This window comes from Nocardia sp. NPDC059691, assembly GCF_042733915.1.
Taxonomy (GTDB): Bacteria; Actinomycetota; Actinomycetes; order Mycobacteriales; family Mycobacteriaceae; genus Nocardia; species Nocardia sichangensis.
The window spans coordinates 126,114-137,939 of record NZ_JBHWFB010000016.1 but is presented as its reverse complement, the minus strand read 5'-3'; the positions used below and the strand labels follow the sequence as shown (position 1 = coordinate 137,939).

General features: G+C 69.9%; 11 protein-coding genes. 5 read left to right on the top strand and 6 right to left on the bottom strand.

Going from position 1 to position 11,826, the window contains the following annotated elements; all coding sequences use genetic code 11:
• Positions 1 to 25: 25 nt before the first annotated feature.
• A complete protein-coding gene (locus ACFV2O_RS30435) occupies positions 26 to 952 on the top strand; it encodes a cation diffusion facilitator family transporter (protein WP_356967334.1) in 927 nt (308 codons plus the stop codon).
• Positions 953 to 975: 23 nt separating this feature from the next.
• Here ACFV2O_RS30435 and ACFV2O_RS30430 read toward each other — a convergent pair whose 3' ends face one another.
• Together ACFV2O_RS30430 and ACFV2O_RS30425 are read right to left on the bottom strand one after the other, a co-directional pair.
• Complete coding sequence (locus tag ACFV2O_RS30430; RefSeq protein ID WP_379254913.1) at positions 976 to 2,445, bottom strand: phytoene desaturase family protein; 1,470 nt, start codon at positions 2,443 to 2,445, stop codon at positions 976 to 978.
• Positions 2,446 to 2,484: 39 nt separating this feature from the next.
• The gene (locus tag ACFV2O_RS30425; protein ID WP_379254911.1) at positions 2,485 to 2,664 is read right to left on the bottom strand and encodes a hypothetical protein; all 180 of its coding nucleotides are present in this window, start codon (positions 2,662 to 2,664) and stop codon (positions 2,485 to 2,487) included.
• Positions 2,665 to 2,790: 126 nt separating this feature from the next.
• On the opposite strand from ACFV2O_RS30425, the gene ACFV2O_RS30420 reads away from it, so the two are divergent.
• Entirely contained in the window at positions 2,791 to 3,006 is a 216-nt protein-coding gene (locus tag ACFV2O_RS30420; protein WP_355077166.1) for a DUF4287 domain-containing protein, read from the top strand.
• A gap of 54 nt (positions 3,007 to 3,060) precedes the next feature.
• On the opposite strand, the gene ACFV2O_RS30415 is transcribed toward ACFV2O_RS30420, so the two are convergent.
• Positions 3,061 to 4,419 (bottom strand): cation:dicarboxylate symporter family transporter, encoded by a 1,359-nt coding sequence (locus ACFV2O_RS30415; RefSeq protein ID WP_355077168.1) that lies wholly within the window; start codon positions 4,417 to 4,419, stop codon positions 3,061 to 3,063.
• 122 nt (positions 4,420 to 4,541) lie between these two features.
• Here ACFV2O_RS30415 and ACFV2O_RS30410 point away from each other — a divergent pair, with 122 nt between their 5' ends.
• Both ACFV2O_RS30410 and ACFV2O_RS30405 read left to right on the top strand, forming a co-directional pair.
• Positions 4,542 to 6,113: an ATP-binding protein gene (locus tag ACFV2O_RS30410; protein ID WP_356967325.1), complete on the top strand. Its 1,572-nt coding sequence runs from the start codon at positions 4,542 to 4,544 to the stop codon at positions 6,111 to 6,113.
• Entirely contained in the window at positions 6,110 to 6,811 is a 702-nt protein-coding gene (locus ACFV2O_RS30405) for a response regulator (protein ID WP_379254908.1), read from the top strand. The genes ACFV2O_RS30410 and ACFV2O_RS30405 overlap by 4 nt, the downstream gene beginning before the upstream one ends.
• Here ACFV2O_RS30405 and ACFV2O_RS30400 read toward each other — a convergent pair whose 3' ends face one another.
• The 3 genes from ACFV2O_RS30400 to ACFV2O_RS30390 all read right to left on the bottom strand — a co-directional run bounded on the left by ACFV2O_RS30400 (position 6,812) and on the right by ACFV2O_RS30390 (position 10,502).
• Complete coding sequence (locus ACFV2O_RS30400) at positions 6,812 to 8,113, bottom strand: cytochrome P450 (RefSeq protein ID WP_379254906.1); 1,302 nt, start codon at positions 8,111 to 8,113, stop codon at positions 6,812 to 6,814. It abuts the gene before it with no gap.
• A 106-nt stretch (positions 8,114 to 8,219) separates the two neighbouring features.
• Positions 8,220 to 8,942, bottom strand: a complete 723-nt coding sequence (locus ACFV2O_RS30395; RefSeq protein WP_379254904.1) for a TIGR03089 family protein — start codon at positions 8,940 to 8,942, stop codon at positions 8,220 to 8,222.
• A 3-nt stretch (positions 8,943 to 8,945) separates the two neighbouring features.
• Positions 8,946 to 10,502, bottom strand: coding sequence for an LCP family protein (locus tag ACFV2O_RS30390; protein WP_379254903.1), 1,557 nt, complete (start codon positions 10,500 to 10,502; stop codon positions 8,946 to 8,948).
• A 162-nt stretch (positions 10,503 to 10,664) separates the two neighbouring features.
• Between ACFV2O_RS30390 and rfbD the strand changes: the two genes are divergently transcribed.
• The gene (rfbD, locus tag ACFV2O_RS30385) at positions 10,665 to 11,483 is read left to right on the top strand and encodes a dTDP-4-dehydrorhamnose reductase (RefSeq protein WP_379254970.1); all 819 of its coding nucleotides are present in this window, start codon (positions 10,665 to 10,667) and stop codon (positions 11,481 to 11,483) included.
• Positions 11,484 to 11,826: the final 343 nt, after the last annotated feature.

The following is an 11,826-nucleotide window of genomic DNA, read 5'->3' as shown; positions in this document are numbered from 1 at the left end:
TCGAAAACAGAGAGGACATGCTTCCATGTCGGCTGGCGGTGGCAAGAAGGCGATCATCGCGGCGTTGTCCGCGAACGCGGGGATCGCCGCGGCGAAGTTCGTCGGTGCGGCGATCACGGGCTCGGGATCGATGCTCGCCGAGGCCGTGCACTCCGTGGCCGACACGGGCAACCAGGCACTGCTGCTGCTCGGCCAGCAGCGCGCCGCGAAGGAAGCCGACGAGCTGCACCCCTTCGGCTATGCGCGCAACCGCTACTTCTATTCGTTCATCGTTGCGCTCGTGCTGTTCACCCTCGGGTCCGGCTACGCCATCTACGAGGGCATCCACAAGATCCAGCATCCGGAGGAGCTGAGTTCGCCGATCGTGGCGGTGATCATCCTGGTGATCGCGATCGCGTTGGAGTCATACAGCTTCACCACCGCGGTGCGCGAGTCCGCGCCGCTCAAGGGTGACGCGAGCTGGTGGCGGTTCATCCGCAATTCGCGCAGCCCCGAGCTGCCGGTGGTGCTGCTGGAGGACACCGGCGCGCTGATCGGCTTGGTCTTCGCGTTCGCGGGCGTCGGCCTGACCATGCTCACCGACGACCCGGTCTGGGACGGCGTCGGCACGCTGGCCATCGGCGGGCTGCTCGGCGTCATCGCGATCGTGCTGATCGTGGAGATGCAGAGCCTGCTGATCGGCGAGGGCGCCACGCCGCAGGAGAACCGGCTGATCCGCGCGAACCTGGTCGACCGGACCCGCATCGACCGGGTGATCCACCTCAAAACGCAGTACCTCGGCCCGGAGGAACTGCTCGTGGCCGCGAAGGTCGGCGTCGTTCCCGGACTCGACATCGCGGCGATCGCCGGTGCCATCGATGAGGCCGAGTCCCGCGTCCGCGCGGCGGTACCCGCGGCGCGCGTCATCTACCTCGAACCCGATCTCTACCGCACCGAGCCCGCCACGAGTTAGCGACTCGGCGATCGGGGCAGTCCTCAGCGATGCTGGAAAGCCGGGGTGCGTAAGAGGTCGAGCGGATCGGTGCGGATGTCGAAGCGGTCGCGCAGGGCGTGGCGCGCGGCGTGCAGCCCGCACATACCGTGTACCCCGGGGCCCGGGGGCGTCGCGGACGAGCAGAGATAGACACCGGGAATCGGTGTGGCGTATGGGTTCCAGCGCGGAGCGGGGCGGAAGGCGAACTGGCGCAGGGTCATCGCGCCCGCCGAGATGTCGCCGCCGATGTAGTTGGCGTTGTGCGCGGGCATTTCGGTGGCGGTGATCACGTTCTTGGCGACGATCAGATCGCGGAAACCCGGCGCGAACCGCTCGACCTGGCCGATCACTTCCTCGCTGACATCGCGGGTGGAGCCGTTGGGCACGTGTGCGTAGGTGTAGAACGTGTGGCCGCCCTCGGGCGCGCGAGTGGGATCGACCACGCCCGGCTGGATGGACAGCACGTAGGGCCGGTCGGCGTGTCGTCCCATCGCCACGGCGTGCTCGGCGGCCATGGCCTCGGCGCGGGTGCCGATCACGTGCACCGTTCCGGCCAGCGCGCAGCCCTCGGCTCGCCACGGCACCGGCCCGGAAAGGGCGAAGTCGATCTTGCAGGCCGCGCCGCCGTACCGGAAACGCCCCAGGCGCTTCGCGTACCGCGCGGGCAACCGATGCCCGGCGATACGCAGCAGTTCGGCCGGGGCGAGGTCGAGCAGAACGGCGCGGGCGCCGGCGAACTCGTCGATCGAGTCGACCCGGTGGCCGGTGTGCACCCGTCCGCCGAGACGTTCGAGTTCGGCGATGAGGGCGTCGGGAATCGCCTGACTGCCGCCGCGCGGAATCACCCAGCCTTCGACGTGGGCCAGCGTGCCGAGCAACAGCGCCGCGCCCGCGGCGGTGACGGCGCGCGGGGGAATGATCGCGTGGGTGGCGATGCCGGTCAGCAGGGCGGGCGCGACCTGGTCGCGAAACCTCATGTCCCACAGCGGCGAGCCCTGCTCCAGGGTGCGCAGGCCGAAACGGATCGAGGTCGCGAGCCCGGACGGGATGCGGCGCAGATCCGACATCGCGATGTCGACCACGTCCGGCCAGTGCCGCACCAGCGGAGCGAACAGTTTGCGCCACGCCGGGCCGTCGGCACCGAGGTCGTCGACCGTCCGATCCAGATCTCGCCAGGCCAGTCCGGCCACACCGCCGTCGAGCGGATGCGCGTAGGAGACCTCCGGTGCGAGCAACTCGACACCGTGCGCGGTCAGGTCGAACGCGCGGAACAGCGGCGCGGCCGCCGCCATCGGATGCGCGCCCGCGCACAGATCGTGCCGGTAGCCGGGCAGAGTGAGTTCCGCCGTACGGGACCCACCTCCGGCCGTCGCCTCGGCCTCGTACACCTCCACGGCGAGCCCCGCCCGAGCCAGGATCACCGCGGCGGCGAGGCCGTTCGGTCCGGAGCCGACCACCACCACATCAGCCATACCCCCACGCTACCGGCGACGGGCATGCCGACACGGACGTCAGGCCCGCGCCGCGCCCACGGCGGCGAGCCGTTCCGCCACCAGCAAGGCCAGGCGTCGATCGCGCAGTTCCGGCCGCAGCCGTCCACCCCCGCCCAGCGTGGCCAGGCCGTGCAGTGAGCTCCAGGCGACCTCCGTGCGGGCGCCGAGGTCGGGCGCATCGACGAAGGGCCGGAACATGGCTTCCAGCTCGCCGAAGGCCGCCCGCAGCGGCGAGTCCGCGGCGGCATGACGGGCCGGTGCGATGATTTTCCGGCAGCTGCCCCGTCTGCACCATCGAACGCACGACGAGCAAGGAGATCGACCATGGCGACCAAGCCGCACGGCCCCGCGTCCTACTTCCCCTCCATCGAGGCCAAGTACGGCCGCACCATCGAAGAGTGGAAGGCCGCCATGCGCGAGACCGGTTTGGCCGCACACAAGGAACTCGTCGAGTGGCTGAAGACCGAGCACGGTTTCGGGCACGGCCACGCCAACGCCCTCACCCAGCACCATCTGCACCCGGAGAAGTGGGAGGCCTGATCCCGGACGCCACGAAGGGCCCGCAGATCCTGCGGACCCTTCGTCGTGCGCGCGCTATGCCTGGACCAGATCCTTGGCCTCGGATTCCTGCGCCTGCGCGGGCGTCCCGTGGTCGTCGTCGACCATGGTCCGCTCGTCGAACGGCAACTTGCGATCGAGCACTTCGCGCACCCGATCCACGTCGACGGTCTTGGTCCAGGTGCCGATCAGCACCGTGGCGACCGCGTTGCCGGAGAAGTTGGTCAGCGCCCGCGCCTCGGACATGAAGCGGTCGATGCCGACGATCAAGCCGACACCGTCGAGCAACTCGGGCCGATGACTCTGCAATCCGCCCGCCAGCGTGGCCAGCCCCGCGCCGGTGACGCCCGCCGCGCCCTTGGACGCGATGATCATGAAGACCAGCAGCCCGAGTTGCTCGCCGATGGACAGCGGCTTGCCCATCGCCTCCGCGATGAACAGCGATGCCATGGTCAGGTAGATGGCGGTGCCGTCCAGGTTGAACGAATAGCCGGTGGGCACAACGACGCCCACGGTGGTGCGCTCGACGCCCATGTGGTCCATCTTCGCGATCAGCCGTGGCAGCGCCGATTCCGACGACGAGGTCGCGACGATCAGCAGGTACTCCCGCGCGAGGTAGCGGACCAGCTTGAAGATCGACACCCGCGACACGCTCCACAGCAGCAGACCGAGCACGCCGAAGACGAAGACCACGCAGGTGAGGTAGAACGCGAGCATCAGCGTGCCCAGCTTCGCCACGGCGTCCAAGCCGGTCTTGCCGACCACGTTGGCGATCGCGCCGAACGCGCCGATCGGCGCGAGCCACAGGATCATCACCAGGATGCGGAACACGAGTTTCTGCAGCAGCGCCACGCCGCGCAGGATCGGCTCGCCCGTCGTGCCCATGGCCTGCACCGCGAATCCGACCAGCAGCGCGACGAACAGCGCCTGCAGCACGTTGCCGGTGGTGAGCGAGGACAGCAGCGTGGACGGCACGATGTTCTGGACGAATTCCCAGGTACCGCCCGCGCTGTGCGCGGTATCAGCGAGGTTGTGACCGGCTTTGGCCGAAGTGGCGATGTTCAATCCCGCGCCGGGTTGCAGCAGGTTGCCGACGACCAGACCGATGCCGAGCGCGATGGTCGACATGACCAGGAAGTAGCCGATGGCCAGTCCGCCGACCTTGCCGACGGTGGCCGCCGCGCGCACCGAGCCGATCCCGAGCACGATGGTGCAGAAGATGACGGGAGCGATCATCATCTTGATGAGATTGACGAAAATGGTTCCCAGCGGGGCGAACGACTGCGCGGCGCCCGGCGCCAGCCAGCCGACGAGGACGCCCGCGACCACCGCCACGATGACGGACAGATAGAGCCAATGGGTGCGGTCGCGCCGCGTTCGAGTCGTGTCGCTCATAGCGAGGATTTCCCTTCGAAAGGTACCGACGCGAAGTGGCTCACGCCTTCCAGGCAGAATGATGGTCGGCCGGGTGATCCCGGTCACTGTTTGGTGCATTACGTTCAGCGGAGGCAGAGCTTGTGAGACGCGGTCGGCTCTCCCTCGCCGGGCAGGCGTTCGTCTTCCAGTTGGTCGTGTTGGCGGTGATGATCGGGATCGGCGTGGTGCTCGCGGTCCTGGACGCCAGGCACGACAGCGACGTCACCACCACCAGGGAGGTCACCGACGTCGCGGTGAGCGTGGCCGACGCGCCCTCGACCATCGACGCGCTGCACAGCGCGGATCCGACGGCGCTGTTGCAGCCGGTGACCGAGGAGATCCGGCGCGAGACCGGCATGGATTTCATCGTGGTCATGGCGCTGGATCGGACCCGCTACACGCACACCAACCCCGCGATGATCGGACTGCCGTTCAGCGGCACCATCGATCGCGCGCTGGCGGGCGAGACGTTCACCGAGACCTTCACCGGCACGCTCGGCCCCTCCATCCGGGCGGTGACTCCGGTCCACGACCACGGGCGGATCGTCGCCCTGGTCTCCGCTGGCGTGACCCGCGCGAAGATCGGCGACCAGGTCGCCACTCAGTTCCCGCTGATCCTCGGCGTCGCCGCGGCCGGGCTGGCGCTGGCCGCGGGCGGATCGTTCCTGCTGAGCCGCAGGCTGCGCAGGCAGACCCACGGCCTGGCGCCGGACGAGTTGCGCGCGATGTACGAGCACCACGACGCCGTCCTGCATTCGGTGCACGAGGGCCTGGTGGTGTTCGGCGCGTCCGGCGAGGATGCCGAGGTGGTCAACGACGAGGCGCGCCGCCTGCTCGACCTGCCCGCGGGCGACGTGCGGCGCAGCGACCTCCCGCTGTCGCTGCAACGGATGAGCTGGGGCACCGTCCGCGACGAGATGCACGTCACCACCGACCGGATCCTGCTGGTCAACCAGGACACCGTGGAGTGGGAAGGCCGGGCGATCGGCACGGTGATGACCATCCGCGACCACACCGAGTTGCAGGCGGTGATGGGCGAACTCGATTCCGTGCGCAGCTTCGCGGCGTCGTTGCAGGCGCAGGCGCACGAGTCGGCCAACCGGTTGCACACTGTGGTCACCATGGTCGAACTGGGTCGCCACCGCGAGGCCGTCGAGTTCGCCACGGCGGAACTGGAGCTGTCCCAGTCGCTGATCGATCGGTTGTTCGCCGCGGTGGGCGCGCCTGCCCTGGCCGCTCTGCTGCTCGGCAAGGTGAACCAGGCCGCCGAACGCGGCATCGAGCTGACGATCACCGACGACACCGCGCTCGACTCGGTGGACCCGCTGTCCCCGCACGAAACCGTCACGCTGGTGGGCAACCTCGTCGACAACGCGATCGATGCGGCGGCGGACAGCACCTCCGGCTGGGTGGAGGTCACGCTGCGCCACCAATGGGCGGACGCCCCGGACGAGTCCACGCTCTACATCCGGGTCGCCGACAGCGGCCCCGGCATGTCGGCGGAGACGTTCGCCCGCGCGTCCCAGCGCGGTTATTCGACCAAAGCCGACCACCACGGGCTCGGTCTCGCGCTGGTCCACCGGCTGGTGGCCCGTCACGGGGGAAGCATCCATACCGAACGGGATCCCGAAAGCGCGGTCACCGTGACGATCCCACGAAAGGAGGCACGATGATCCGCGTGCTGATCGTCGAGGACGAGCCGCTGATCGCCGAAGCACACCGCGCCTACGTGGAGCGCATCGCCGGATTCACACCCGTCGGCATCGCCCACACCGGACGCGAGGCGATGCGCGCGGCGGCCGACGCCGCGGCCGAGGGCACGCCGATCGATTTGGTGCTGATGGACATCGGTCTTCCGGACGCCAGCGGCCTCGACGTCGCCGCCGCACTGACCGGCCTGGCGCCGCGCCCGGACGTCATCGCCATCACGTCCGCGCGGGACCTGGCCATGGTGCGCACCGCGGTGTCGCACGGCGTCGTGCTGTATCTGCTGAAGCCGTTCACCTTCGCCGCGTTTCGCGACAAACTGGACCGCTATCGCGAGTTCCGCACCGCGCTCCCTGCCGGGGAGAGCGCCATCTCCCAGCACGACATCGACCGGGCGTTGAGCGCCCTGCGCACCCCCGACCAGCGCGCGACGACTCCCAAGGGCGTCGCGCCGCAGACCCTCGACGAGATCTCCCGCACCGTGCGCGCGGCCGAGGCCGAAGGTGTGACGGCCGCGGACACCGCGACCTCGATCGGCGTCTCGCGCATCACCGCATGGCGTTATCTGGAGAAGCTGGCCGACGACGGGTTGGTCGTCCGCCGCTCCGACTACGGCCGGGCCGGGCGCCCGAAGACCCGCTACGTCTGGAAGACCACGGGCTGATCAGACCGGCTCCGGGGCCTGCGCGCGCTGGCCGAGGTGCACCGGCATGCGCTCGTACCCGTGCAGGGTGAACAGCGCGCGCCGCCGCAGCGGACCGTCCAGCCGCAGGTCGGGGAACCGCTCGAACAGGGCTTGCAGGGCGTAGACGCCTTCCATCCTGGCCAAACTCGCGCCCAGGCAGACGTGCACGCCGCTGCTGAAGGACAGGTGGTCCTTGGCGTTGTCGCGCCCGACGTCGAAACGCCCTGGATCGGCGAAGACCGCGGGATCGCGGTTGGCGCCCGCCAGCGACAGCACCACTGTGTTGCCCTCGCGCACCCGGACGCCGTCGATCTCGACGTCGGTCAGCGCGGTCCGCGCGGTGGTCTGCACCGGGGAGTCGAAACGCAGGATCTCCTCGACGGCGTTCGGCCACAGCTCCGGCTCCTCGCGCAGCCGCTCCAGCTGATCCGGATGGGCCAGCAACTGCGCGACGCCGTTGCCGATCAGGTTGACCGTCGTCTCGAAGCCCGCGCCCATGAGCAGGCTCGCGGTGGCCTTGAGCGCGTAGGAGTCCAGTTCGCCCGCGGCGACCAGGCTGCTGAGGATGTCCTCGCCCGGCGCGCGACGCAACCGTTCGATGTGCTGGTCGAGGTAGTCGTTCATCACCTCCATGGCCCGCATCGCTTTCCGGTGCGCGTGCCAGGGGATGCCGACGTCCAGCAGGGGCGTCATCTGATCGCCCCAGTCCAGGAACAGCGCCTTGTCCTCGTCCGGGAAACCGAGCATCTCCGAGATGATCGCGATCGGCACCTGGGCGGCGAACGAGCGGATCAGGTCCGCCGAACCGTGCGCGGGCAGATCGTCCAGCAGTTCCTCGGTGACCGACTCGACGCGGTCGCGCAGCCTGCGGATCGCGCGCGGGGTGAAGGCCGAGGCCACCGGTTTGCGCATGGCTGTGTGCTCCGGCGGATCGATGACCAACATCGACGGCGGCTCCACCGGATTCGGGGGCAAGGGGAAGCGCTCCGCGAGCTTCTGCAGCGGCTTGGGAATGTTGAAGCTCTCCGTGGTGCGCACACCGAAGCGGCTGTCGCGCAGGATGGAGCGGCACAGCTCGTGGTCGAAGGTCGCCCACGCGATCGAGGTGCGCAACAGCCTCGTCTCGCCGCGCAGACGTTCGATCAGCGGATAGGGGTCGTCGAAGCCGGCCGGTCCGCCCATCAGTTCGGCGAATGGGTCACCGCGACGCGCCTGCAGGCGCAGGACGAGACGAGGCGCGCCCTGCACGGACAACCAGCGGAACCAATAATGTGGCTTCATAAGTCCAACCCCGTCGTCGTCGCCGATGAGTCCACCGTACGGAACCCGGCCCGCTTGTGGAACGTCCTCAGGTCGGATTCGGCGCTTATACCGTGGTAGGAGCCGCTCAGCCGCGCTGCGCGGTCACCCGCTCCGAGGCGACGCGCCGCTCGCGCAGCGCGGGATCCGGGTTGACCACCTGCACCAGCGAAGCGCCCGCGGCCAGCACCGCGAGATATCCGTCGATCAGTTCGGCCGGGGTGTCCCACGGCGTGCTCGACAGCACTCGGTCGCCTTCGGCGAAGCCCTGGCGCATCGCCGATTTCCGTGCCTCGGCGAGCACCTCGGCGACCGGCATGCCGTCCAGCGCGACGCCGGCGCCGCGGGGCAGGAACTGGTCGCCGTGCACGCGCACCGAGGTGGCGAAGTCGGTGACGCCCACCGGCAGGTCGCGCACCGGCGAGCCCATGGCGTTCAGCGACAGGGCCGCGACCTCGCCCGCTCCGTCGGCGTCGTCCAGGCGGTCCGGGGTGACCAGGGCCAGATCGGCGTCCCGGTCCGGATGCAACACCACCTCGGTGCCCGCCCACCAGCAGCCCAGCAGCACCGCGGCGGTCTGCCAGTGCGCGGGGAGCAGGACGGCGACCCGCGCGCCCGGGCTCAGGCCGAACTCGTCGCGAATCAAGTTGGCGGTCTTGGCCGCCCAATTCGCCAGCGTCGCGCCGGACAGCTCGATGCGGGCGCCGGTGGCGTCGTCGTAGTAGGTGACGCGCGGACCCGCGGGTTCGCGGGCGAGGATGGGATCGAGCACCGCTTCGGTGAGAGTATGTGCCTGGTCGATGTCACGCATGGTTCAGTTCACGCATTTCGGTCCGTTCTGGCCTGCGTCGATCGGTGGAGCGGGCGGGACTGGTGTGGCCGCGGTCGACGTTCCGGACAGGTCGAACATCCGGCTCGCCGACGAGCCCGGACCAGAATAGTCGCTCGCCAGCACGACACTCACCGAATCCGGGGACAGAGCCGGATCGGCGAGCACCGTCAGCCCGCCGAGCGCCTTGGCGACCGCCTGCGCCTTCGGACTGGAGGTGTCCGCCGCGAGCACGCGGCTGCCGGTGACGTGGCCGCCGCTGTAGTTGGACACCGTGCCTTGACGGAAGCCCTTGGCGCTCAAGGCCTGCGCGACCTCGGCCGCGAGTCCGCCGATGCCGCCCGCGTTGTAGACGCTGACCGTCACGGTCGCGGGATCGAACCCCGGCTCGGCGTTGCGCGGGGCCGGGTCGCCGCCGACCAGCGAGGCGACGTAGGACTTGACCGCCTTGGGCTCGACCTTGACCACGGATTCACCGTTGCCGGTCTCGCCGTTGAGATCGGCGACCGGAATGGTCTCGAATTTCACCTGCCCGCCGGACAGATCCTTCAACCGCTGCAGGAACGCCAGCACGTCCCAGTCCTCGTCCAGCACGATCGTCCGGCCCACCGCGTCGCTGAGTTGCTGGAGCTTGGCCGGGTTGCCGAGCATCTTCGCGCTGAGCAATTGCTGCACCAGCTGTGCCATGAACACCTGCTGGCGCACGATGCGGTCGATGTCGCCGCGCGGCAGATCGTGGCGTTGGCGCACGAAACTCAACGCCCGCGGCCCGTCCAGGCGCTGGCGTCCGGCGGGGAACTTGGCGCCGGACATCCACTCGTCGACCGGGTTCCGCAGACATACCTCGACGCCGCCGACGGCGTCGGTGAGCAGCGCGAAGCCGAGCAGGCTCACCTCGGCGTAGTGATCGACGGTGATACCGGTGAGCCCGGCCACCGTTTTGATCAGCGCCTGCCTGCCCGCCTGGGTGGACTGCCGCTCCGCGTCGACGTTCGAGACGCCCTGGTCGAGGAGCTTCTGGAACTGTGCCGCCTTGGTCGCGCCGTAGGCGGAATTGATCTTGCCCATGCCGAGGCCGGGAATGCCGACGTAGGAATCGCGCGGGATCGAGATCGCGGTGGCCGAGCGTCCGTCGTTCGGCACGCGCAGCAGCACGATGGTGTCGGTGTTGGTGCCGACCTCGTCGCCCGCGTGCAGCATCGCGCGCTCGGCGTCCGACAGCGGGTTGCCGTGCGCGTCGGTACGACTGTCCACACCGACCAGCAGGATGTCCACCGCGCCGTCGCGACCGCCGCCGAGGCCCAGATCGCCGAGACGCTCGATGTCGGCCACCAGCCCGTCGACGCTGTGCCAGGCGAAACCGGTGAGCACCAGCACGATCACGGCGGCGGCCACGGCGAGCGAGCGCAGCGGCCCGAAGGCCCGGTCGCCGGGCCCGGTCGCCCGCGACGCCGCCGATGTGCCCCTCCGCTGCGACAAGTCCGCATCCTCTCGCCGAAACTCGGTGTCCTGGCGACGCGTGCGCAACCGATCCGCCACCATGGTTACCGCTCGCCCCGCCCGGTTTCGGGATCCCCCGATAGCACAAGGCTATCGAACGGCGGGCGCGAACGGCCGCAACCGAGGACGTGGCGGCGTGCCAGACTTGCGCCCGTGACCGACCCCACCGCGCCCGACTCCACCGCGTCCGCTCGCCTCGTCGTCATGGGCGCGCACGGGCAGGTAGGCCGGGAACTGCGTCGTCTCGCTCCGGCCGCCAGCGGCTACGGGCGCGCCGAACTCGACATCACCGACCCCGCCGCCGTGCGCGCGGTGCTCACGCCCGGCGACGTGGTGCTGAACTGCGCCGCCTATACCGCCGTCGACCTGGCCGAAACCGAAACCGAGGCGGCGTACGCGGGCAACGCCACCGGACCGGCCGTGCTCGCCGACGTCTGCGCCGACCTCGGTGCCCGGCTGATCCATCTGTCCACCGATTACGTCTTCCCAGGTACCCAGGATCGGCCGTACGACACAGCCGATGTGACCGGACCGACGTCGGTCTACGGGGCGTCCAAGCTCGCCGGGGAACAGGCGGTGCTGAGCCGCTGCCGGGACGCGCACGTGGTGCGCACCGCGTGGGTATACACCGGGCGCGGCGGCGATTTCGTCGCCACGATGCTGCGGCTGGAGCGCGAACGCGACACGGTCGACGTCGTCGACGACGAGGTCGGCTCGCCCACCTACGCCGCCGACCTGGCCGTCGCGCTGCTGGAATTGGCGGGCAGGCCGGACGCGCCGCGGGTGCTGCACGCCACCAACGCCGGGCGGGCCAGCCGATTCGAGCTCGCCCGAGCGGTGTTCGCCGGTGTCGGCGCCGATCCGGGGCGCGTCCGTCCGTGCGACTCCTCCGCGTTCCCCAGACCCGCACGCCGCCCGGCGTTTTCGGTGCTCTCGCCGCGGGCCTGGAACGACGCCGGGCTCACGCCGCTGCGGGATTGGCGGACCGCGTTGGGAGATGCGCTGGCGCGGCAGGCCGATTGAGGCGTACCTCCGCATTCATTCCGGTCATGCGGGCTGATGGACGACAGCTGGCTCCCTCCGCCAGGCGTACCTTGCCTTCGCGGCATGCCGAGCCATCGACGGAGGGGTCGAGCTGCGCGCGTTGGGCCTACCTCCGCGATCACGCGCAGGCTGTCGACCGACGATGTCCGGCTGCGCCCGTCGGGCGTACTCTCGCACCCCGGTCATGCGCAGATTGTCTCCCGCAGCGCCCGTCAGGCGTACTGCGCTTTCGTTCCGGCCACGCGCAAGGTATCGCCCCGAGGATGTCCCGCTGCGCCAGCCGGGCGGGCCTCCGCTCGACACACGACGCGCGCTCGCCTGT

What these genes read in the sequence shown, in the direction of transcription:
- ACFV2O_RS30435 (WP_356967334.1), top strand. Translation starts at nt 26, where the DNA reads ATGTCGGCTGGCGGTGGCAAGAAGGCGATCATCGCGGCGTTGTCCGCG.
- ACFV2O_RS30430 (WP_379254913.1), bottom strand. Translation starts at nt 2,445, where the DNA reads ATGGCTGATGTGGTGGTGGTCGGCTCCGGACCGAACGGCCTCGCCGCC.
- ACFV2O_RS30425 (WP_379254911.1), bottom strand. Translation starts at nt 2,664, where the DNA reads ATGTTCCGGCCCTTCGTCGATGCGCCCGACCTCGGCGCCCGCACGGAG.
- ACFV2O_RS30420 (WP_355077166.1), top strand. Translation starts at nt 2,791, where the DNA reads ATGGCGACCAAGCCGCACGGCCCCGCGTCCTACTTCCCCTCCATCGAG.
- ACFV2O_RS30415 (WP_355077168.1), bottom strand. Translation starts at nt 4,419, where the DNA reads ATGAGCGACACGACTCGAACGCGGCGCGACCGCACCCATTGGCTCTAT.
- ACFV2O_RS30405 (WP_379254908.1), top strand. Translation starts at nt 6,110, where the DNA reads ATGATCCGCGTGCTGATCGTCGAGGACGAGCCGCTGATCGCCGAAGCA.
- ACFV2O_RS30400 (WP_379254906.1), bottom strand. Translation starts at nt 8,113, where the DNA reads ATGAAGCCACATTATTGGTTCCGCTGGTTGTCCGTGCAGGGCGCGCCT.
- ACFV2O_RS30395 (WP_379254904.1), bottom strand. Translation starts at nt 8,942, where the DNA reads ATGCGTGACATCGACCAGGCACATACTCTCACCGAAGCGGTGCTCGAT.
- ACFV2O_RS30390 (WP_379254903.1), bottom strand. Translation starts at nt 10,502, where the DNA reads ATGGTGGCGGATCGGTTGCGCACGCGTCGCCAGGACACCGAGTTTCGG.
- rfbD (WP_379254970.1), top strand. Translation starts at nt 10,665, where the DNA reads ATGGGCGCGCACGGGCAGGTAGGCCGGGAACTGCGTCGTCTCGCTCCG.